17 protein-coding genes are annotated in these 20,680 nt (G+C 66.4%); 13 read left to right on the plus strand and 4 right to left on the minus strand.

Annotated elements, in window-relative coordinates; all coding sequences use genetic code 11:
* Nucleotides 1-197 precede the first annotated feature (197 nt).
* Nucleotides 198-2,114, plus strand: a complete 1,917-nt coding sequence (locus tag V5F26_RS00420) for a propionyl-CoA synthetase (protein ID WP_394946647.1) — start codon at nt 198-200, stop codon at nt 2,112-2,114.
* Between the two features lie 48 nt (nt 2,115-2,162).
* On the opposite strand, the gene V5F26_RS00425 is transcribed toward V5F26_RS00420, so the two are convergent.
* Both V5F26_RS00425 and V5F26_RS00430 read right to left on the minus strand, forming a co-directional pair.
* Nucleotides 2,163-2,381: a hypothetical protein gene (locus tag V5F26_RS00425; protein ID WP_394056259.1), complete on the minus strand. Its 219-nt coding sequence runs from the start codon at nt 2,379-2,381 to the stop codon at nt 2,163-2,165.
* 281 nt (nt 2,382-2,662) lie between these two features.
* Complete coding sequence (locus V5F26_RS00430; protein WP_394056257.1) at nt 2,663-2,959, minus strand: hypothetical protein; 297 nt, start codon at nt 2,957-2,959, stop codon at nt 2,663-2,665.
* An 892-nt stretch (nt 2,960-3,851) separates the two neighbouring features.
* Here V5F26_RS00430 and V5F26_RS00435 point away from each other — a divergent pair.
* The 4 genes from V5F26_RS00435 (at nt 3,852) to V5F26_RS00450 (ending at nt 8,261) form a co-directional block, all read left to right on the plus strand.
* Nucleotides 3,852-4,562 carry an outer membrane protein gene (locus tag V5F26_RS00435; protein ID WP_394056255.1) on the plus strand — a complete coding sequence of 237 codons (711 nt, stop codon included), beginning with the start codon at nt 3,852-3,854 and terminating at the stop codon, nt 4,560-4,562.
* Between the two features lie 1,102 nt (nt 4,563-5,664).
* Nucleotides 5,665-6,351: an outer membrane protein gene (locus V5F26_RS00440; protein ID WP_234050909.1), complete on the plus strand. Its 687-nt coding sequence runs from the start codon at nt 5,665-5,667 to the stop codon at nt 6,349-6,351.
* Nucleotides 6,352-6,643: 292 nt separating this feature from the next.
* Nucleotides 6,644-7,558 (plus strand): MBL fold metallo-hydrolase, encoded by a 915-nt coding sequence (locus V5F26_RS00445; RefSeq protein WP_394056253.1) that lies wholly within the window; start codon nt 6,644-6,646, stop codon nt 7,556-7,558.
* Between the two features lie 19 nt (nt 7,559-7,577).
* Nucleotides 7,578-8,261 carry an SOS response-associated peptidase gene (locus tag V5F26_RS00450; RefSeq protein WP_394946648.1) on the plus strand — a complete coding sequence of 228 codons (684 nt, stop codon included), beginning with the start codon at nt 7,578-7,580 and terminating at the stop codon, nt 8,259-8,261.
* 39 nt (nt 8,262-8,300) lie between these two features.
* Here the strand turns inward: V5F26_RS00450 and V5F26_RS00455 are convergent, their stop codons facing one another.
* Complete coding sequence (locus V5F26_RS00455; RefSeq protein WP_394056407.1) at nt 8,301-9,509, minus strand: ubiquinone biosynthesis hydroxylase; 1,209 nt, start codon at nt 9,507-9,509, stop codon at nt 8,301-8,303.
* A 318-nt stretch (nt 9,510-9,827) separates the two neighbouring features.
* On the opposite strand from V5F26_RS00455, the gene tesB reads away from it, so the two are divergent.
* Nucleotides 9,828-10,703 carry an acyl-CoA thioesterase II gene (tesB, locus tag V5F26_RS00460; RefSeq protein ID WP_394056249.1) on the plus strand — a complete coding sequence of 292 codons (876 nt, stop codon included), beginning with the start codon at nt 9,828-9,830 and terminating at the stop codon, nt 10,701-10,703.
* 65 nt (nt 10,704-10,768) lie between these two features.
* Here tesB and V5F26_RS00465 read toward each other — a convergent pair whose 3' ends face one another.
* Nucleotides 10,769-10,963 carry a hypothetical protein gene (locus V5F26_RS00465; RefSeq protein ID WP_394056247.1) on the minus strand — a complete coding sequence of 65 codons (195 nt, stop codon included), beginning with the start codon at nt 10,961-10,963 and terminating at the stop codon, nt 10,769-10,771.
* Nucleotides 10,964-11,034: 71 nt separating this feature from the next.
* Between V5F26_RS00465 and V5F26_RS00470 the strand changes: the two genes are divergently transcribed.
* The 7 genes from V5F26_RS00470 (at nt 11,035) to V5F26_RS00500 (ending at nt 20,580) form a co-directional block, all read left to right on the plus strand.
* A complete protein-coding gene (locus V5F26_RS00470; protein ID WP_234050913.1) occupies nt 11,035-11,373 on the plus strand; it encodes a P-II family nitrogen regulator in 339 nt (112 codons plus the stop codon).
* 29 nt (nt 11,374-11,402) lie between these two features.
* Complete coding sequence (locus tag V5F26_RS00475) at nt 11,403-12,764, plus strand: ammonium transporter (protein WP_394946649.1); 1,362 nt, start codon at nt 11,403-11,405, stop codon at nt 12,762-12,764.
* 466 nt (nt 12,765-13,230) lie between these two features.
* Nucleotides 13,231-16,236, plus strand: coding sequence for an isoleucine--tRNA ligase (gene ileS / locus V5F26_RS00480; RefSeq protein WP_394946650.1), 3,006 nt, complete (start codon nt 13,231-13,233; stop codon nt 16,234-16,236).
* A 16-nt stretch (nt 16,237-16,252) separates the two neighbouring features.
* On the plus strand, nt 16,253-16,777 hold the full coding sequence (gene lspA, locus V5F26_RS00485) for a signal peptidase II (protein ID WP_234050916.1): 525 nt from the start codon (nt 16,253-16,255) through the stop codon (nt 16,775-16,777).
* A 61-nt stretch (nt 16,778-16,838) separates the two neighbouring features.
* Nucleotides 16,839-17,507: a hypothetical protein gene (locus V5F26_RS00490; RefSeq protein WP_234050917.1), complete on the plus strand. Its 669-nt coding sequence runs from the start codon at nt 16,839-16,841 to the stop codon at nt 17,505-17,507.
* Between the two features lie 341 nt (nt 17,508-17,848).
* Nucleotides 17,849-19,210 (plus strand): M16 family metallopeptidase, encoded by a 1,362-nt coding sequence (locus tag V5F26_RS00495; protein WP_234051290.1) that lies wholly within the window; start codon nt 17,849-17,851, stop codon nt 19,208-19,210.
* A 71-nt stretch (nt 19,211-19,281) separates the two neighbouring features.
* Nucleotides 19,282-20,580, plus strand: coding sequence for a M16 family metallopeptidase (locus tag V5F26_RS00500; RefSeq protein WP_394056240.1), 1,299 nt, complete (start codon nt 19,282-19,284; stop codon nt 20,578-20,580).
* Nucleotides 20,581-20,680: the final 100 nt, after the last annotated feature.

Below are 20,680 nucleotides of genomic sequence, written 5' to 3' on the forward strand. Positions count from 1 at the left end.
AGGCGCGGAGGAGCATCGAATGGCGCGCGTCGCGCGGCGCGCAACCTAGCCAGCGCCTTGAATCAGCGCAATCGACGGCACAATAGAACAAGGCCTTTATCCATCCAACCAAGGTCGTACGCAGTTCTGCGTACTTGCTCCTTTGAAGGGGCATCGGCACTAACCAGAGCAAAGAAATGCCGAAAAGGGAGACGTCCATGGACAGCATGAAGAGCAGCCGGTACGCTGAAACCTATGCCCGCTGGCGCGACGATCCGTCCGCCTTCTGGGGCGAGGCCGCGAAAAAGATCGACTGGACCACCCCGGCCACCAAGGTTTTCGATCCCGACGCCGGTGTTTATGGCCGCTGGTTCGAGGGCGCCGTCGGCAATACCTGCTTCAATGCGGTGGACCGGCATGTGGCCAACGGCCGCGGCGAGCAGGCCGCCATCATCTATGACAGCCCTGTCACCGCCTCCAAGCGCACCATCACCTATGGCGAGCTGAAGCACGACATCGAGACCCTGGCGGCCGTGCTGCTGGACCTGGGCGTAACCAAGGGCGACCGCGTGCTGGTCTACATGCCCATGGTGCCCGAGGCTCTGGTGGGCATGCTGGCCTGCGCGCGCATCGGTGCCATTCACTCCGTCGTGTTCGGTGGCTTCGCCGCCAAGGAGCTCGCCACCCGCATCGAGGATGCCGAGCCCAAGGTGATCCTGGCCGCCTCCTGCGGCATCGAGCCGAACCGGGTGGTGCCCTACAAGCCGCTGCTCGACCTTGCCATTTCCATGTCGGCCGTGAAGCCCGAGCACTGTGTGGTGCTGCAGCGCACCCAGGGCCCCGCCACCCTCACCGAGGGACGCGACGTGGACTGGGCCGAGGCCTGCGCCGCGGCCTCCGCCGCCGGCAAGGCCGCGCCATGCGTGGATGTGGCCGCCACCGACCCGCTCTACATCCTCTATACCTCCGGCACCACCGGCAAGCCGAAGGGCGTGGTACGCGACACTGGCGGCCACATGGTCGCGCTCACCTGGACCATGGAAAACCTCTACGGCATCAAGCCGGGCGAGGTGTTCTGGGCCGCCTCCGACATCGGCTGGGTGGTGGGCCACTCCTACATCGTCTATGCGCCGCTGCTGGCCGGCTGCACCACCCTCGTCTATGAGGGCAAGCCCGTGGGCACGCCCGATCCCGGCGCCTTCTGGCGGGTGATCGAGGAGCACAAGGTGGCGGCGCTCTTCACCGCCCCCACCGCGCTGCGCGCCATCAAGAAGGAAGACCCGGACTGCACCTTCAAGACCGGGCGCGACATGGGCCACTTCCGCACCCTGTTCCTGGCCGGCGAGCGCGCCGATCCGGACACAGTGAAGTGGGCCGAGGACAAGCTCGGCGTGCCGGTGGTGGACCACTGGTGGCAGACCGAAACCGGCTGGGCCATCGCTGCCAACCCGGTGGGCCTCGGCCTTCTGCCCATCAAGCTCGGCTCGCCCACCGTGCCCATGCCCGGCTTCGACGTGCAGATCGTGGACGAGGCGGCCAAGCCCGTTCCCGCCGGCACCATGGGGTCCATCGTGGTGAAGCTGCCCTTGCCTCCCGGCTGCCTGCCCACCTTGTGGCAGCAGGATGAGCGCTTCAGGGAAAGCTACCTCGCCGACTATCCCGGCTTCTACAAAACCGCCGATGCCGGCTTCATGGATGATGACGGCTATGTCTTCGTCATGGGCCGCACCGACGACATCATCAATGTCGCCGGCCACCGCCTCTCCACCGGCGGCATGGAGGAGGTGATCGCCTCCCATCCGGACGTGGCCGAGTGCGCCGTGATCGGCGTCAAGGATTCGCTGAAAGGCGAGGTGCCGTGCGGCTTTGTGGTGCTGAAGGCGGGCGAGCGCCGCGCACCGGAAGTCATCGAGAAGGAACTGGTGGGCCTGGTGCGCGACCGCATTGGCCCGGTGGCAGCGTTCAAGCTTGCGGTCACCGTGAACCGCCTGCCCAAGACCCGCTCCGGCAAGATCCTGCGCGGCACCATGAAGAAGATCGCCGACCACGACGCCTGGTCCATCCCCGCCACCATCGACGACCCGGTGGTGCTGGAGGAAATCGAGGGCGTCCTTAAGGATCGCGGCATCGGCTGAATAAAAAAGGCGCCCGCGAGGGCGCCTTTTTGCTGTGCCGAAACACCCTCAGTCTCCGGAACGCCCGCCCCCGCGCGACGGCTCGTAACACGTGTAGCCGATGAAGCACTGGGCCTTGTCACGAGTCGGCACCCACTCCGGCTTCAGCTGCATGTCGTATTCGCAAAAGCTGAGATCGCGCACGTAGCGATCATAGAGGGTGGGCGAGGTGGCGATCACCACCGCCCCCTTCTGCTCCACCAGCCGCGCGACCTGTGCGCATGTCATGTCCGTGCTTCGCGGCATGCTCTGGGCCGCGGCGGCTGATGCCACCATAACCAGCGCGCCCGTTACAACCATCGCCTTGATCATTCTGGTCCTCCGGACCTCACGCTGACCCGGCTGAACCGCCAGCCAGCGCCTGCTGCCTCTCTGCCATCATAAGCGTACGGCAGCGGCTCTGGAATTGCGCCGCGACAATGCCAGGCAATGGCGACCGAGCGGGTGATTCCGCCTCCGCGCTTCGGGGGCGCGCCCCCGAAGCTTGGCCGGCACGGGCCCCGTTCCCGCTACTGTCCCGACAGCCCCCCATAGGAGGGTTCGAAGCAGGTGTAGCCAACGAAACACTGCCGCGTATCACGCGTCGGCACCCATTCGGGCTGCAGCTGCATGTCCGCCGGACAGAAGCCCAGATCGCGCACATAGCGGTCAAACTGGTTGGGATAGGTGGTCATCAGCACAGCCCCCTCCTCCCATACCAGCATGGAGGCCTCCGCACAGTCCATGTCCAGGGTACGTGGCCGCGCGTCCACCGGCACCGAGGCAAGCACCAGGAACACACCCGTAAGCAGAAGCGTTTTTCTCATTTTACCGTCCTCCGGGCTTGCGCCGGACGGCCCCACCCCAGCGTCCTGCGCCGGTGCCATCCGGCCTCCCGGGCGGCGCTGACGCACCCGCCCGCCGCACGGAGGCGCGATCGGCCGCTTCACCCAAACCAAGAGGTAAAGCACACTTGCCGACACCGATTCGGATAGCCGCTTGTAGGTGGGAAAGCCCGATCGCCGTACAATCCACCCGAAGTGGTATGGCTAAAACCTAAGTCTTAAGACGTATAGATGCCGCACAAGACACGCCAACACTTCTAGTCGGCTACATTATACCCCCGTGTGGCGTGGAATATTTATGGCCACGCGCATGCCGGGCCGAGCGACGCCCGCCCTAGCCACGCGCGCCTGGCTTCACGGAAGGCAATCGGTCGGCAAGGTCTGACCCTGACAATCCCTTATGGAGTAATGGCCCAGCGTCACCCGCACACCCCAAGCCTGCCTGCGGGGCCTTCCAGATGCTCCGCGCCCCTGCCCCCGGCGGGCCACACCCGCGCGAGCCGCATTATCAACTACAGATTGCTTCAGCGGACGAGATCCGCAGGCCTTTCCACGGCATCCGCAACGCCCCGCCGCACGCCCTGGCATCGCAGTGCGATCACGCACAAGTGCTTAGTTTACAGATATTTTACCATGCCGCCCCATAACTGCCCCAGGGTCGACGCTCGCATTACAGCATTCCGCACGCATTTAGGTATCTGGGTGCGAGTTCGATGGGTTGCAGAGCGTGGTTTTCGGTGTGGTGTGGCATGAAAGCTACGGAATCTTCCTGCGACCTCTGCTACACCAATCTCACTGGGCGGAGCGAGACGGCTGCGAATGCACTCGGCCTCTTCGGCTCACCGGTTGTAACCCAAAAATGGGGGATTAAGTGATGAAGCGGTTCCTTCTCGCCACTGTCGCGCTGGCGGCGCTCTCGGCTCCGGCCGCGGCTGCTGACCTGGCGACGAAGTACCCGGTCAAGGCCATTGCGGCTCCGGTGTTCTCCTGGACCGGTTTCTACATCGGCGCCAACTTCGGTTACGGCGGCGACAAGTACTCCTACGACTACTACACCGGTGGTCCGCTGGTGTACGGCTACGCCGGTTCGGCTGATGCCAACTCTTCCGGTTGGTTCGTCGGCGGTCAGCTCGGCTACAACTATCAGTTCGCCAATAACGTGGTCGTCGGTCTCGAGACCGATCTGCAGTGGGCGAACATCTCCGGCCAGGTGGCTGGCGTGAGCCTCGGCGGCTCCAACTGGATCGCCGGCTCTAACACCGACTACTTCGGCACGATCCGCGCTCGCCTCGGCTACGCCTTCGACCGGTTCCTGCCCTACATCACCGGTGGTGCGGCCTACGGCAACGTGCAGAACACCCTGACCCAGGGCGCCTACTTCCCGCAGGTCAGCAACTCCTCCACCAACTGGGGCTGGACCCTCGGCGCTGGCGTCGAGTATGCCATCACCAACAACTGGACCCTCAAGACCGAATACCTGTATGTCGACCTCGGCAGCAGCGACTTCGGCCCGCTCAACGGCGTGATGGTGAGCGGCGACACCAAGTTCAACACCATGAAGGCTGGTGTGAACTACAAGTTCTGATCCTTTTGGAAGCGGCGCGCTCGGATGGGCGCGCCGTTTTCCATGATCAGAGCGGGCATAGAGGTATATGGCGCACGCCATTTAGCCTTGCCTTTGAGCGCTGGACATTGTCCGGCGCTTTTTCTTTGGTACGTGTCTGGCACGTGACGGGTCCTGCGCGGGCCTGGATAGCTGCAGCCCCCGCTCGCTTCGGCTTGCCGCCTCTCGAGTCCCCGAATCGCCCCGAACTTCGGAGCTCCGCGCTAAGTGCGCGAACTCGGACGCTCCGATGCCAACCACCAGCTCAGCCTGACGCCCCGAATCTGAAAGCTGTAGACCGCCGGCAGCATTGGCTGAGCTGATCGCGTGCAGAGCCACGACGTCAGCGCGCGACCAGAATTCGGGAAGGCCGGGGAAGCACTACCTTCTTCTTTGACCCGACGGGGGCGGCCGCTCCCCGCAGCTCCATCAAGCGCTACGGCCATCGCCGCGACGCGCCTGCCCACACACGCTGCCGCACGATTCGCGCATTACCGGGCGACTACCGCCCAAAAGTGCACCCCACACGTGCGAACCCGGCAGCCCATTCTGCCGCGCCCGGCGCCAGCCGAAATTCGGGAATCTGGCAAAAAGAGCAATGCATTGCTGCATGACCGCCCCCTCCCCCCCCAACCCCAACCCCAATTATGCCGTCATCGGCACCTTTCCCCTCACCTGAATTACGGCCGCTCCCCACTCCGGAAGAGCCTCAGCTTCAATCAGACATCAGGCCGCATCACATCCGACCGACTTATGTATTCGTCGCGTTTTTATGAAGCGGATTTCATGTATATCCGCGCGCATCGCACTCACCCACATGCGTTGAACCGCAGGCGGCGCGACACGCTGCTACCGAGCAGCCAGAAATGACGGAACGGCATCTGGCAGCATGCCCCGAAAGAGGTATTATCGCCTGCGCCACCCAAATTTCGCCATGTTGTTTCAAGCGCACTGTGGCAGGAAAGATACGCCATTTCTCAGCAACCGCTGCTAAAACGAAGAAGATGAGTGAACGCGGTTCGACCTCTTCGCGCCGAACCTGTTCCACTCAATAAACGACGAAACCCGTCCCAAGGGGGCTCAAATGAAGCGGTTCCTTCTCGCCACTGTCGCTCTGGCCGCGCTCGCTGCTCCGGCCGCTGCTGCCGATCTCGCCACCAAGTATCCGGTGAAGGCCGTGGCCGTCCCGGTGTTCTCCTGGACCGGCTTCTACATCGGCGCCAACGCCGGTTACGGCGGAGACAAGTTCAATTACGACCTGAGCTATCTCGCGGTCCCGGTGACCAGCGCCTCGATCACGTCGTCCGGCTGGTTCGTCGGCGGTCAGCTCGGCTACAATTACCAGTTCGCGAACAATGTGGTCGTCGGCCTCGAGACCGATATCCAGTGGGCGGACATCTCCGGCACGGTCGCCATCGGCCCGTACTCGGCTGGCTCCAGCGTTGACTACTTCGGCACCATCCGGGCCCGCCTCGGTTATGCTTTCGATCGGTTCCTGCCCTACATCACGGGCGGCGCGGCCTATGGCCGGACCTCGACTGACGTCACCTGCATCACCTGCGTCGGTGTGACGGGCAATGCCACCACCAGCTGGGGCTGGACCCTCGGCGGCGGCGTGGAATACGCCATCACCAACAACTGGACCCTCAAGGCCGAATATCTGTATGTCGACCTCGGCAATGCGAACAACATCGCCTCGTTCGCCGGCTACAGCATCGACAACGACACCAAGTTCAACTCCATCAAGGTGGGTGTGAACTACAAGTTCTGATCCTCACCGGGAGATCAGGAAAAGCCCGCCGCTCGCCGGCGGGCTTTTTTATTTGTGCGGGACGTCACATCGGCGCGTGCCCCCGCGCAGGCGATCGCCCGGTTGGCGACAGGGCAGCGCGCGACGAATTTCGGGCATGCTGAGATCCGCACTGTCTGGAAACAGATGCCGAAGCCACCTTACGGCTCTGCCCTGGAAAAAATTCCATCCCCCATGCGGCGGTGCATCAGCGGCCCTGCGGAGCTCGCTTTTCCCATTTCAACAGATCGGGAAAATGCACTAGCCTCCGTCCATGAGCGCCGACATCCCTTTCGATCGTAACTTCGATTCTCCCGCAGGCGTGCTGATGCCGGTGACGCCACAGGTGCGCCGCATCGTGGCCCCCAACCCATCGGCCTTCACCTTCACGGGTACCTGCACCTACATCATCGGCCATGGCGACGTGGCCATCCTCGATCCCGGACCGGACAAGCCGGAGCACATCGACGCCTTGCTCAAAGCCGTGGCGGGTGAAAGCGTCTCGCACATCGTCGTCACCCATACGCACCGCGATCATTCCCCGGCGGCCGCCGCCATCAAGGCCGCGACGGGTGCCAAGATCGTGGGCTGCGGCCCGCACCACGCGGCCCGCCCCCTGCACATCGGGGAGGTCAACCCGCTCGACGCCAGCGCCGACACCGATTACGTGCCGGACCACGCGATGGCGGATGGGGAAACCGTGTCCGGGCGCGGCTGGACACTCACCGCTGTCGCCACACCGGGGCACACAGCAAATCACCTCGCCTTCGCTTTGCGTGAGGACGAGCTGCTGTTCTCCGGCGACCATGTGATGGCATGGGCCACCTCCATCGTCGCGCCGCCGGACGGCGCCATGGGCGACTATATCGAATCCCTGGAACGTCTCGGGCACCGGGACGAAAAGACCTATTTGCCAGGGCATGGCGGGCCGGTGCGCGATGCGCACTCCTTCGTGCGCGACTATCTCGACCATCGCATGGCGCGCGAGGCCGCCATCCTGCGGGGCCTCGACCGGTCCGCTGAGACCATTCCGGACTTGGTCCGCGGAATCTATATCGGCCTCGATTCGAAGCTGGTGGGCGCCGCCTCGCTCACGGTGCTGGCGCATCTTGAACATCTGGTTGCGAGCGGGCGCGTGGAGACCGAAGGGCCGCCCGCCATTGACGGCCGCTTCCGCCTCGCGTCCTGAGCCTCGGAGGCCAGCGGGCATGTGCGGCCGCTTCGTTCAGCATCGCGCGCCGCTGGCCTATGCGGAGCATTTCGGGCTCGACTTGGCGCTGGTTCAGTTGCCCAATTGCCCGCCACGCTACAATGCCGCCCCGACCCAGGACCTGATGGTGGTGCGGCTCAATCCGCACACGGGGACCCTCGACCTTTCGCTCTTGCGATGGGGTCTGGTGCCGGTCTGGGCGAAGGATCCCAGCGGTGGGGCGCGGCTTATCAACGCCCGCGCGGAAAGCGTGGCGGACAAGCCCACCTTTCGCGAGGCATGGCGCAAGAAGCGGCGCTGCATCATCCCCGCCGATGGATTTTTCGAGTGGCAGCAGCGCGATGGCGCGAAGCAGCCATTTTACATCACCCCTGCCGATGGCGCGCCCATGGCGTTCGCAGGCCTTTGGGAGGGCTGGAAGGACCCCTCCACCGGCCAATGGCTGCGCACCTTCACCATCATCACCTGCCCAGCGAATGAGAGGCTTCGCCCGCTGCACGAGCGCATGCCCCTCATGTTGGCCCTGGCGGACATTGCCCGCTTCCTGGCGGATGACGACCCGCGGCCCCTACTGCAAGGTCTCGCGGCCCCGCAGGTAACCTATTGGCCGGTCTCCACCGCCGTGAATGCCGTGCGCAACGATGAGCCGGACCTCATCACGCCCATCGGGCCCGCAGCGTGAGCGACGCGCCCGTCGCAGCTCCCCGAGCGCGCCGTCAACTCAGAGCGCCTCGCCGCGCAGCAGCTTCGGGATGGAGCCGGTGAGGCCGGCGGCATCGCGGATGAACAGGCCCTTGAGTCGCGGCAGGCGGTCCACCAGCCCCAACCCCACGTCGCGCACCGCCCGCAGGGCATCGGAGTGGTTGGAGAACAGGCGATTGAGCCCGTCCGTCGCCACCCCCATGGCCAGCGTATCGAAACGCCGCCAGCGCTGGTAGCGCTCCAGCACCTGGGCGGAGCCGAAATCCAGCCCCACCCGCGCGGCATCGGTCACCGCCTCGGCCAAGGCGGCCACGTCGCGCAGGCCCATGTTGAGGCCCTGGCCGGCGATGGGGTGGATAAGGTGGGCGGCATCGCCCACCAGCGCCAGCCGATCGCCGATGAAGCTGCGGGCCATGGCGAAGCCCAGCGGATAGGGGCGCGGGCGCGTCACCGGCTTCACCCACCCCAGGCGATGGCCGAAACGCTGCTCCAGCTCCTCCTGAAACAAAATGGAGGGAAGGCCGGCCAGGCGCTCCGCATCGGCCGTGCGCTCGGTCCAGACGATGGAGCTGCGGTTACCCGGCAGCGGCAGCAGGGCGAACGGGCCGGCGGGCAGGAAATGCTCCTCCGCCCGCCCCTCGTGGGGGCGCTCATGCTCCACCGTGAAGGTGAGCGCGCTCTGGCCATAGCTCCACGAGACGGTGTCGATCCCGGCCATGGAGCGCAGCCGCGAGCGCGCACCATCGCAGGCCACCAGCAGGCGGGTGGAAACCGAGCCGGCACCGGTGGTCAAGGCTACGCCCACCCCTTCGCGCGTGAAGGCCGAGACGCTGTCCGCCTTCAGCTCGATGCCGGCGGCCTCGGCGGCGGAGATCAGCGCGCGCTGCAGCACCGCATTGGGCACCATGTGGGCGAAGGCCTCGCCGGGGGCGACATCGCCGTCGAAGGTGAGGAAGGTGGGGCGCGCCACATCCTTGGTGCGGCTATCGGTGACCACCATGGAGAGAATCGGCTGGGCCTCGGCCTCGATGCGCGACCAGGCCCCCAGCACGGTCAGCATGCGCCGGCCGCAGGCGGCGATGGCCGAGCAGCGCTCGTCGTCGATCACCGGATTGGCGAGCATAGGGTCGAATAGGGTGATGCGGGCATCGGCCCCGAGCCCCTGGCGCAGCGCCAGAGCGAGGCTGAGCCCCGCGAGCCCGCCGCCGACAATCGCCACATCGCTCATCGCGGCCGGCGCGGAGAAAAGGCCCGGCCCGGTATAAGGCGACGGCGCGAGGGGGCTCTCGAACTGGCCATTCATGAATGGATCTCCTCACGCGATCTCGTCTATCCCGCATCGCCGCGGCTCATTCGCGGCGCCGTTGCGGGCATTGCACCAAAGGCCCTGCCACCGCCCGGCGGAGATGACCACCGCCGCAAACGGCATCTGCCTCACCTATACGCACTTGACGCGCCACGCGGGGGCGTGGCGTGTTCGTGACTCGTCATTCCCCGTCCCGCGCGTCAGTTTTTCCGCGTCGCGGGCTTCCGCAAGGCTGATCTCATGACCGACACGCCGTCTAGCGACGTTGAAGCGCTTCTGTCCATCCTCGACCTGGAGCAATTGGAGATCAATCTGTTCCGCGGTCGCAGCGGCAATCCGGGTGGCGGGCGCGTGTTCGGCGGCCAGGTGGTGGCCCAGGCCCTGGTGGCGGCGCGCCGCACGGTGGATGCCCCGCGCGTCACCCACTCGCTCCACGGCTATTTCCTGCTCGGCGGTGACCCCACCGTTCCCATCATCTACGAGGTGGACCGCATCCGCGACGGGCGCTCCTTCACCACCCGCCGCGTGGTGGCCATCCAGCATGGCAAGGCCATCTTTTCCATGGCGGTGTCGTTCGAGCTGGAAGAGGACGGACTGGAGCACCAGAGCACCATGCCGGACGTGCCGATGCCCGAGGACCTGCCGCCCGACGAAGTCTGGCGCGCGCGACTGGTGGAGCGCTTCCCCGAAGCCGCGCGGCGGGACTGGATGGCCATCAAGCCGCTGGAGATCCGCCCCATCTCCACCGACCCGGCATATATCGGCAGCCTTGGCGTGCGGCCCAGCCTCTGGGTGCGCGCCCGCACCGCGCTACCGGACGACCTGCCCACGCATCAGGCAGTTTTGGCCTTCGCTTCGGACTTCTCACTGCTGCAGGCGGCGTTATTGCCGCATGGCAAGTCGGTGTTTGATCGCGACCTGCAGGTGGCCAGCCTCGATCACGCGCTGTGGTTCCACCGCCCCTTCCGGGCAGACGAATGGCTGCTCTACAGCCAGGAAAGCCCAGCCGCGTTCGGCTCGCGCGGATTCTGCCGGGGCGAGTTCTTCACCCGCGATGGCATTCTCGTGGCTTCCGCAACGCAGGAAGGATTGATGCGGCGCGTCACGCCCAAGTGACACCATCGGCACCGTGATGGGGCGGGCGAACGGGGCAGCGCCCGCCCATTGATGATGTTTAAGGCTCATTGATTAAAAAGTAGGCCAAAAAAGCGGCAACCTTCGGGCGCCGCCACTCCCTTGCCTTCCATGGCGATAAAATAAGCAGCGGGAGTCGGGCCTTTGTCGCATTTGGCACGGTCCTTGATTCCGTTTTGCGCAGGCTTGCCAGCCGCGGCGCGGAAATCCCCGTCCCGCTCGGCGAAGCCATGAGAAAACATCGGCTGGGCGGTTCGCGAGGGTGGGCTTCGCGGCGCCGTATCCAAGCCCATCAGGGGACAGGGACCGATCCATGAAGATCGTCATGGCCATCATCAAGCCATTCAAGCTGGAGGAGGTGCGCGACGCCCTCACCGGTATCGGCGTCCACGGACTGACCGTGACCGAGGTGAAGGGCTACGGGCGGCAGAAGGGCCACACCGAGATCTATCGCGGCGCTGAATATGCCGTGAGCTTCCTGCCGAAGCTGAAGATCGAGGTGGCGGTGGCTGCCGACCAGGTTTCCAAGGTCGTGGAGGCCATCACCGCCTCGGCCAAGACCGGCCAGATCGGCGACGGCAAGATCTTCGTTCTCGCCATCGACCACGCCGTGCGCATCCGCACCGGCGAGACCGACGCCGACGCGCTTTGAGCCTTCCTCATTTCACGGAGCCATATTCCATGACGTTCAAGACGTGGACCCGCGTGGGTGTGCCCGCGCTCCTGGCTGGGGCGGCTTTCGCCCTGCCGGCCCTTGCACAGCCCGACATGGCGCCGGCGGCCGCTTCTCCCGCCGCGGCTGCCGCCGTATCCACCGTGAACAAGGGTGACGTGTCCTGGATGATGACCTCCACGGTCCTCGTCCTGCTGATGACGGTTCCCGGCCTCGCTCTGTTCTACGGCGGCCTGGTGCGCGCCAAGAACATGCTCTCCATCCTCATGCAGGTGCTCACCATCACCGCGGTGATGATGCTGGTGTGGGCGATCTACGGCTACTCGCTGGCCTTCACCTCGGGCAACGCCTTCATCGGCGGCTTTGAGAAGGCGTTCCTGGCCGGCGTCACCGCCGACAGCCTCGCGGATACGTTCACCAAGGGCGTGCAGATCCCCGAGTTGGTGTTCATCGCCTTCCAGATGACCTTCGCGGCCATCACCCCGGCCCTGGCCATCGGCGCCTTCGCCGAGCGCATGAAGTTCCCGGCGGTGGTTCTGTTCGCCGTGCTGTGGGGCACCTTCGTCTACTTCCCGATCGCCCACATGGTGTGGTTCTCGGAAGGCTACCTGTTCACCCTGGGCGCCCTCGACTTCGCCGGCGGCACCGTGGTGCACATCAATGCCGGTATCGCCGGCCTCGTCGGCTGCATCATCGTCGGCAAGCGCATCGGCTACGGCAAGGAACAGCTTCCGCCCCACTCGCTGGCCTTCACCATGGTCGGCGCCTCCCTGCTGTGGGTCGGCTGGTTCGGCTTCAACGTGGGCTCGAACCTGGAAGCCAACGGCCTCGCCACCCTCGTGATGGTGAACACCTTCCTCGCCACCGCCGGCGCCATCGTGGGCTGGCTCGTGATCGAGTGGCTGGTGCGCGGCAAGCCCTCCATGCTCGGCGGCGCGTCGGGCGCGGTGGCCGGCCTCGTGGCCATCACCCCGGCCTGCGGCGCCTCGGGCCCCATGGGCGCGATCGTGCTCGGCATCGTCGCGGCGCTGGTCTGCTTCTTCTTCTGCACCGCAGTGAAGAACGCCCTCGGCTATGACGACAGCCTGGACGTGTTCGGCGTGCACGGTGTCGGCGGCATCGTTGGCGCCATCGCCACCGGCATCCTGGTGTCGCCCGCTCTCGGCGGCGGCGGCGTGGCCGACTACTCCATGGGCCACCAGGTGTGGGTGCAGACCCAGGCCACCCTCGTGACCATCGTGTGGTCGGGCGTGGTTTCGGCCATCATCTTCTTCGTGCTCAACATCATCATCGGCCTGCGGCCGTCGGTGGACGTGGAGCGCGAGGGCCTGGACCTCAACGAGCACGGCGAGCGCGCCTACCACTCGTGAGCTCGGCGTCCTGAGTTCCCCGGGGGCGCAGCCCGCCCCCGGTTTCTTTCCCGGCCCTGTCCGGTCCCAAATAATAAGAGGGGAACCAACGGACCCCGGCACCATCTGGCGCCGGGGTCTTTTTGCGTGCGCGGGCCCGTCTCCCGGCCATGGCCCCGCCGCCGCGCCCATCTGCGGGCTTTCCCCCGCCCCGGCCGCCTGCTAGAAGCCCAGCTTCGGATTTGCTTCACACGGCCCGAGGATGACCCACGCCGACAAGGCTCCATTTTGGTGGGGCGGCACGCCATCGCCGAGCGCCACGCCGCAGCGCGCCATTCCGCCGAGCGCGCCCGCAGCGCGTGTTCGCGATGCGCGAATTATCGGCCCGGTCCCCCGCCGGCGCGGCTGACGCGCGCGGGGGCAGCCGGGACCTTTCGCCGTGTTCGCCCCATCGGCCGCCCCGCGGCCCTTTTTTCCGAGCTTTTCCATGACCGACAAGACGTCTTCCGAGCCCGCCGCGCCCGATTATTCCAAGACCCTGCTGCTACCGGAAACCCAGTTCCCCATGCGCGGCGGCCTGCCCAAGAAGGAGCCGGAGCTGCTGGAGCGCTGGAAGCGGCTCGACCTTTATTCCCGCCTGCGTGAGGTGGGCCGAGGCCGGCCGCGCTTCGTGCTCCATGACGGCCCGCCTTACGCCAACGGCAACATCCATATCGGCCATGCGCTCAACAAGATCCTCAAGGACGTGGTGACGCGCTCCCAGCAGATGCTGGGCCACGATTCCAACTATGTGCCCGGCTGGGACTGCCACGGCCTGCCCATCGAGTGGAAGATCGAGGAAGAGAACTACCGCAAGAAGGGCAAGGCCAAGCCCGACTTCTCCGACGCCGAGGCCATGGTGGCCTTCCGCCAGGAATGCCGCGCCTTCGCCCAGCACTGGCTGGACATCCAGCGCGAGGAATTCAAGCGCCTGGGCGTGGAAGGCGACTGGGACCACCCCTACACCACCATGGCGTTCGCCGCCGAGGCGCAGATCGCCCGCGAGATCATGAAATTCGCGGAAAACGGCCTGCTCTATCGCGGCTCCAAGCCGGTGATGTGGTCGGTGGTGGAAAAGACCGCCCTTGCGGAAGCCGAGGTGGAGTATCACGACTTCACCTCCGACACGGTGTGGGTGAAGTTCCCGGTGGTGTCGGGGGTGAAGGACGACCTGGGTGGCGCCTGTGTGGTCATCTGGACCACCACCCCCTGGACCATGCCCGGCAACCGGGCCATCTCCTTCTCTTCCAAGATCGCCTATGGCCTTTACGAGGTCACCGACGCCCCGGCCGACAACTGGGCCAAGGCCGGCGATCTCCTGATCCTGGCCGACAACCTCGCCGCCGACGTCTTCAAGCAGGCCCGCGTCACCGCCTTCGCGCGGGTGCGGGACGTGACGGCGGCAGAGCTGGGGTCCCTCATCTGCGCCCACCCTCTGGCGGGCCTCGGCTATGGATTCAAGGTGCCGCTCCTGGACGGCGACCACGTGACCGACGACGCCGGCACGGGCTTCGTCCACACCGCCCCCGGCCATGGCCGCGAGGACTTCGAGATCTGGACCCAGCACCGCCGCTGGCTGGAGGAGCGCGGCATCAGCCCCGCCATCCCCTACACGGTGGATGGCGACGGCTTCTATACCGCCCAGGCCCCTGGCTTCGAGGGCAAGCGCGTCATCACCGACAAGGGCGAGAAGGGCGACGCCAACCAGGCGGTCATCGACGCCCTCGTCGCAGCCGGCAACCTCTTGGCGCGCGGGCGGGTGAAGCACCAGTATCCCCACTCCTGGCGCTCCAAGAAGCCGGTCATCTTCCGCAACACGCCGCAATGGTTCATCGCCATGGACCAGGATATCCGCAATGGCGACGGCAGGGCGGCGAACCGCCCCGCCACCCTCAACGGCAACGTGCCCGACACCCTGCGCGAGCGCGCGCTGGCGGGCATCAAGACCGTGGAATGGGTGCCGGCGGCGGGCGAGAACCGCATCACCGGCATGATCGCCAACCGGCCGGACTGGGTGGTCTCGCGCCAGCGCGCCTGGGGTGTGCCCATCGCCGTGTTCGTAAAGGAAAACGCCTACGGCGAGGCGGAAATCCTGCGGGATCCCGAAGTGAACGCCCGCATCGCCACCGCCTTCGAGGAAGAAGGGGCCGACGCCTGGTTCAAGGAAGGCGCCCGCGAACGCTTCCTCGGAGAGCTCGCCGCTGAGCCCTGGGTCAAGGTGAACGACGTCCTCGACGTGTGGTTCGATTCCGGTTCCACCCACACCTTCACCTTGGAGGTGCGCCCCGATTTGAAGGCGGTCCGCGCGCCCGAGGGCAAGGACAAGGTGATGTATCTGGAAGGCTCGGACCAGCATCGCGGCTGGTTCCACTCCTCCCTGCTGGAGAGCTGCGGCACCCGTGGCCGCCCGCCTTATGATGCCGTGCTCACCCACGGCTTCGTGCTGGACGAGGACGGGCGCAAGATGTCCAAGTCGCTGGGCAACGTCACCTCGCCGCAGGACGTCATCAAGGCGTCCGGCGCCGACATCCTGCGCCTGTGGGTATGCGCCTCCGACTATTCCGACGATCTGCGCATCGGCCCGGAGATCCTGAAGACCACCGCCGACACCTATCGCAAGCTGCGCAACACCATCCGCTGGCTTTTGGGCTCGCTGCACCATTACCGGCCGGAAGAGCGCGTGGCGTTCGCCGACATGCCGTCGCTGGAACGCTTCATTCTCAACCGGTTGAGCGAGCTCGACGGGGAGATCCGCGCCGCCTATCGCGCCTTCGACTATAAGAAGGTGCACGCGCTGCTCACCTCCTTCATGAATATCGAGCTGTCGGCCTTCTATTTCGACGTGCGCAAGGACGCGCTCTATTGCGACCCCCTCTCCTCCGCCACCCGCAAGGCCTGCCTCACGGTGCTGGACGAGACCTTCAACCGGGTGGTCGCGTGGCTCGCGCCCATCATGCCCTTCACCACGGAAGAGGCCTATCTCGCCCGCACCGGTGACGAGGAAGGCTCCCTGCACCTCACCACCTTCCCCGAAACGCCCGAGAGCTGGCGTGATCCGGCCCTTGCGGAACAGTGGCGCAAGGTGCGGCAGGTGCGGCGCGTGGTGCTCGGCGCGCTGGAGGTGGAGCGGGCGCAGAAGCGGATGGGCTCCTCGCTGGAGGCCGCGCCTGTCGTCCATGTCACCGATGCCGCCCTGGCCGATGCCTTCGAGGGGCTCGACCTTGCCGAGATCTGCATCACCAGCGCCGCCAGCCTGGTGCGCGGCGATGGCCCGGCGGATGCCTTCCGCCTGCCCGACGTGCCCGGTGTCGCCGTGGTGCCCGCCCGGGCAGAGGGCCGCAAGTGCGCCCGGTCCTGGAAGATCTCGCCGCATGTGGGCACCGATTCCGAGTTCCCGGACGTGACGCCGCGCGACGCGGCCGCGCTGCGGGAATTCTACGCTGCGGCGAAATGAGCAGGGGAGAGGCGCGATGACCCGAGTCCGCCTGGGGCTTCTCACCGCCCTTCTGGTGCTGGTGGCCGATCAGGTCACCAAGACCTGGGCCATCGCCTTCATGGCGACTCAGGGGCCGGGCCTGGTCCCGGTCGCGCCTTTCCTCGATCTCGTCGCCCTGTGGAATGCCGGCATCAGCTATGGCCTGTTTCCCCAGGGGGAGACGGGCCGCTGGGTTCTGGTGGGTATCAAGGTGGTGGCGGCGCTGGCCTTCACCGTGTGGCTCACCCGCTCCCACCGGCTGGTTGAAAGCGTGGGGCTCGGCCTGCTCATCGGCGGCGCGCTGGGCAATGCGGTGGACCGGGTGGTGTATGGCGCGGTGTTCGATTTCATTTCGCTCCACGCCTTCGGTTACCGCTGGTACGTGTTCAACGTGGCCGATATTGCGGTGGTTGGCGGTGTCGGCCTGCTGCTTTATGATGCCTTTTTCGGGCGTGCCTCAAAAACGCCGCCCTCTCCGACACCTATGTCATCCAAACCTGAAGCAGAGCGCGAGCCTTAAGGGGAGCACCATGCGCGTGAGCCCAATGACCCGGCCCGATGCAGCGACGCAGGCGAGGCCTATGCACCGTTTGACGACCGCCCCCAAGGCCCTGAAGCCCATTCTTGGCGCCTGCGCGCTGAGCCTGATGCTGGCCGGCGCCTTCGCCCGGCCCGCCGCGGCGCAGGACCAGTTCAATTCCAATCCTCTCGACAGCATGATGGAGCTGTTCGGCCTGAAGGACGAGGCGCCCAAGCCCGAGATCGATTATCGCGAGCGCGCGCCTTTGGTGGTGCCGCCCGTCACCGCGACCGAGGCCCTGCCTTCGCCCGAAAGCGCCGCGCACCAGCAAAATCCCAACTGGCCCAAGGATCCGGACATTGCGCGCCGCCAGCGCGAGGCGGCCGCGGCCAATGCACCCGTGGTCCGCGACGATCCCGGCCGCCCGCTGCTGCCGTCGGAGCTGAACAAGGGCCGCAAAAAAATTCTCGGCGTCATCCCCACCGAGCCTGTCGCCACCGGCACCACGCGCGATGAGCTGATGCCGAGCGAGCTGGGCTCCAAGGGCTGGCTGCCCTCGCTGACCGGTGAGAAGGACAAGCCCATGGTCTTCACCGGCGAGCCGGAGCGCGAGACCCTGCTCCAGCCCCCGGCGGGCTACCAGACCCCTGCCCCCAACGCGCCCTATGGCGTGGTGGAAAAGAAGCAGGAGCCCTGGAAGGTGCCCAACCTTTTCGACCGGACGAACTGAGTGCGTTCCCCGCCCCCGCTGGCACCCCAGCGGGGGCGTTTCGTTTCTCCTAAAGGTCCTTGCCTTGGCCGGCGTCCGGCGCCGAACAGGCACTCAAGCCGATCATCGCCGCGCGCGGCGCCCGAGGCCGCCCATGGCCCCGTCACCGCGCGGATCACTCCGCCCGCAAGGTCCGGTGTCTGGCGCCCCGTCGCGTTTTGGCCGACATCGCTCTCCTACTCGCGGCGTGGAATCGCTCAATTCGCGGCGCCGCCTCTGGCCTTCGTCGGCAAAGATCCTATCTTTCAAGAAACGTGCGTGCCGTCCGGCGCGTGCATTGCCGGAAGATCCGCCACGTGAAGATGAGCCGTTTTGCCATGGTTGCCATCCTCGCCGCGAGCGCCGCTGCGCTCGCCCCGCGCGCCGCGTCGGCTGCGGGACCCGATATTTCCCAGTTCACCCTCGACAACGGCCTTCAGGTCATGGTCATCCCCGATCACCGCACCCCGGTGGTCACCCACATGGTGTGGTACAAGGTGGGATCGGCCGATGAGCAGCCCGGCAAGTCGGGCATCGCCCATTTCCTCGAACACCTGATGTTCAAGGGCACCGAGGCCCATCCCCAGGGCGAGTTCTCGGCCGAGGTCGCGCGCCTGGGCGGACAGGAGAACGCCTTCACCTCCCAGGACTACACCTCCTATTTCCAGCGCGTGGCCAAGGAGCACCTGGAAAAGGTGATGGGCTTCGAGGCTGACCGCATGACCGGCCTCAAGCTGTCCGATGAAGTGGTGCTGCCCGAGCGCGACGTGGTGCTGGAAGAGCGCCGCATGCGCACCGACAACGAGCCCGGCGCGCGGCTGGGCGAGATCATGCAGGCCACCACTTACGTCAACCACCCCTATCAGCATCCGATCATCGGCTGGGAGCACGAGATCAAGCAGCTGAACCGGGAAGACGCGCTTGCCTTCTACCGCCGCTATTACGCGCCCAACAACGCGCTGCTGGTGGTCGCCGGCGACGTGACCCCCGACGAGGTGCGCGCCCTGGCCGAGAAAACCTATGGCAAGGTGGCGCGCGCCGACACCCCGCCCCGCAACCGCCCGCAGGAGCCCGAGCCGCAGGCCCACCGCCGGGTTTCCCTTGCCGATGCCCGGGTGGCGCAGCCGAGCGTGCAGCGCTCCTATCTGGTGCCCTCCGACCGCACCGCCGCCCCGCGCGAGGCGGAGGCGCTGGAAGTGCTTTCCCAGATCCTCGGCGGCGGCCAGACCGGCCGGCTCTATCGCCAGCTGGTGGCCGAAAAGGGCCTCGCGGCGGGTGCCGGCTCCTGGTACCAGGGCACGGCTTACGACGCCACGCGCTTCGTGGTCTATGCGAGCCCGCGACCCGATGTGAGCCTGGACGACCTTGAGGCGGCCCTTGACGCCATCGTGGCCGAGGTGGCGGACAAGGGGGTGGACGAATTGGAGCTGCAGCGGGCCAAGACCCGGCTGACGGCCGACATGATCTACGCCCAGGACAACCAGGCGACGCTGGCCCGCATCTATGGGGCGGCCTGGGCCACCGGCACCAGCGCCGAGGACGTGCGCTCCTGGCCCGAGCGGGTGAAGGCGGTGAGCGCCGCCGACGTGCAGGCCGCCGCCAAGCGCTACCTCACCGCCGACCGCGCGGTGACCGGCTATCTGAAGACGGCGCCGGCCGCCGCCAAGAAGGACGATCGCTCGTGAGGGCGTGGTCCCCCGCTTCCGCCGGGCGATCCTTCGGGATCGCCGGCTGGTTCTTTTTCGTGATGGTGACGATGGCTCTCTCCCTCATTTCCAACACCGAGGCCCAGGCCCAGCAATCGAGCCGCATCACCGAGGTGACGAGCCCCGGCGGCATCAAGGCCTGGCTGGTGCATGACACCACCCTGCCCCTCATCGCCATGGAATTCGCCTTCCTCGGCGGTGCCGCCCAGGACGGGCCGACCAAAGCGGGGCTGGCGCATCTCACCGCCTCCGTGCTCGACGAAGGCGCCGGTGATCTCGACGCCCAGGCCTTCCAGCAGAAGCTGGCCGACCACGCCGTGGAGCTGCATTTCGACGCCGGGCGTGACGAGATGCGCGGTTCGCTGCGCACGCTGTCGGAAAATCGTGACGTGGCGTTCGACCTGCTGCGCCTGTCCGTCAACGCGCCGCGTTTCGACAACGAGGCGGTGGAGCGCATCCGCGCCGCCATCATGGCGGGCCTGCGTCGCCGTTCCACCGAGCCCAATTCCATCGCCGGCGAGCGCTGGTATGCCCTCGCCTTCCCCGATCATCCCTATGGCCGCCCGGTGGACGGCACGCTGAAGAGCGTGCCCGAGCTGACGCGGGAGGACATTGTCGGCTTCGCCAAGCGCACCCTGGCGCGCTCCAACCTGCGGGTGGCGGTGGTGGGCGATATCACCCCCGAGGAACTAGGCCAACGGCTCGACGCCGTGTTCGGCAGCCTGCCCGAAAAGGCGGAGCTGACGCCGGTTGAGAACGTGACGCCCCAGCATATCGGCACGGTGGACGTCATCCCCCTGGATGTGCCCCAGTCGGTGGTGGTGATGGGCACGGTGGGCCTGGAGCGGCGTGATCCCGACTTCATGGCCGCCTACGTGCTCAACCACATCCTGGGCGGCAGCGCCTTTTCCTCCCGCCTGTTCAAGGAGGTGCGAGAGGCGCGCGGGCTCGCTTACTCGGTCTATTCCTATCAGGTGGCCCTCGCCCATGTGGGGCTGTGGTTCGCCGGCACCGCCACCAAGAACGAGCGGGCGGCGGAATCCATCTCGCTCATCACCTCCGAGTTCCAGCGCATCCTCGATGACGGCCCCACGCCGGAGGAGCTGAAGGAGGCGAAGAGCTATCTCACCGGCAGCTATGCGCTGCGGTTCGACACCTCGTCCAAGGTGGCGGGGCAGCTGCTGCAGATCCAGCTCGACGAGCTCGGCATCGATTACATCGATCGCCGCAACACGCTGGTGGAAGCGGTGACGCTGGACGACATCAAGCGCGTGGCCGCGCGCCTCGCCACCGCGCGCAAGGCGCTGGTGGTGGTGGTGGGCAAGCCGGTGGGCCTGTCCGGCGGCTGATCTTGATGCACCGGCTTGATGCACCGGAAGGCAACGGGCGCGCGGCGCCCGTTCACCATGTTTCCGGCTTTTGGTCACCAAACCGTAAATGGGGGGCCTT

This window comes from Xanthobacter variabilis, assembly GCF_043831965.2.
GTDB lineage: Bacteria > Pseudomonadota > Alphaproteobacteria > Rhizobiales > Xanthobacteraceae > Xanthobacter.

Excerpts from the sequence above, each read along its gene's own strand:
- V5F26_RS00420 (WP_394946647.1), top strand. The coding sequence starts at position 198 with ATGGACAGCATGAAGAGCAGCCGGTACGCTGAAACCTATGCCCGCTGG.
- V5F26_RS00425 (WP_394056259.1), bottom strand. The coding sequence starts at position 2,381 with ATGACATGCGCACAGGTCGCGCGGCTGGTGGAGCAGAAGGGGGCGGTG.
- V5F26_RS00430 (WP_394056257.1), bottom strand. The coding sequence starts at position 2,959 with ATGAGAAAAACGCTTCTGCTTACGGGTGTGTTCCTGGTGCTTGCCTCG.
- V5F26_RS00435 (WP_394056255.1), top strand. The coding sequence starts at position 3,852 with ATGAAGCGGTTCCTTCTCGCCACTGTCGCGCTGGCGGCGCTCTCGGCT.
- V5F26_RS00440 (WP_234050909.1), top strand. The coding sequence starts at position 5,665 with ATGAAGCGGTTCCTTCTCGCCACTGTCGCTCTGGCCGCGCTCGCTGCT.
- V5F26_RS00445 (WP_394056253.1), top strand. The coding sequence starts at position 6,644 with ATGAGCGCCGACATCCCTTTCGATCGTAACTTCGATTCTCCCGCAGGC.
- V5F26_RS00450 (WP_394946648.1), top strand. The coding sequence starts at position 7,578 with ATGTGCGGCCGCTTCGTTCAGCATCGCGCGCCGCTGGCCTATGCGGAG.
- V5F26_RS00455 (WP_394056407.1), bottom strand. The coding sequence starts at position 9,509 with ATGAGCGATGTGGCGATTGTCGGCGGCGGGCTCGCGGGGCTCAGCCTC.
- tesB (WP_394056249.1), top strand. The coding sequence starts at position 9,828 with ATGACCGACACGCCGTCTAGCGACGTTGAAGCGCTTCTGTCCATCCTC.
- V5F26_RS00465 (WP_394056247.1), bottom strand. The coding sequence starts at position 10,963 with ATGTTTTCTCATGGCTTCGCCGAGCGGGACGGGGATTTCCGCGCCGCG.
- V5F26_RS00470 (WP_234050913.1), top strand. The coding sequence starts at position 11,035 with ATGAAGATCGTCATGGCCATCATCAAGCCATTCAAGCTGGAGGAGGTG.
- V5F26_RS00475 (WP_394946649.1), top strand. The coding sequence starts at position 11,403 with ATGACGTTCAAGACGTGGACCCGCGTGGGTGTGCCCGCGCTCCTGGCT.
- ileS (WP_394946650.1), top strand. The coding sequence starts at position 13,231 with ATGACCGACAAGACGTCTTCCGAGCCCGCCGCGCCCGATTATTCCAAG.
- lspA (WP_234050916.1), top strand. The coding sequence starts at position 16,253 with ATGACCCGAGTCCGCCTGGGGCTTCTCACCGCCCTTCTGGTGCTGGTG.
- V5F26_RS00490 (WP_234050917.1), top strand. The coding sequence starts at position 16,839 with ATGCACCGTTTGACGACCGCCCCCAAGGCCCTGAAGCCCATTCTTGGC.
- V5F26_RS00495 (WP_234051290.1), top strand. The coding sequence starts at position 17,849 with ATGAGCCGTTTTGCCATGGTTGCCATCCTCGCCGCGAGCGCCGCTGCG.
- V5F26_RS00500 (WP_394056240.1), top strand. The coding sequence starts at position 19,282 with ATGGCTCTCTCCCTCATTTCCAACACCGAGGCCCAGGCCCAGCAATCG.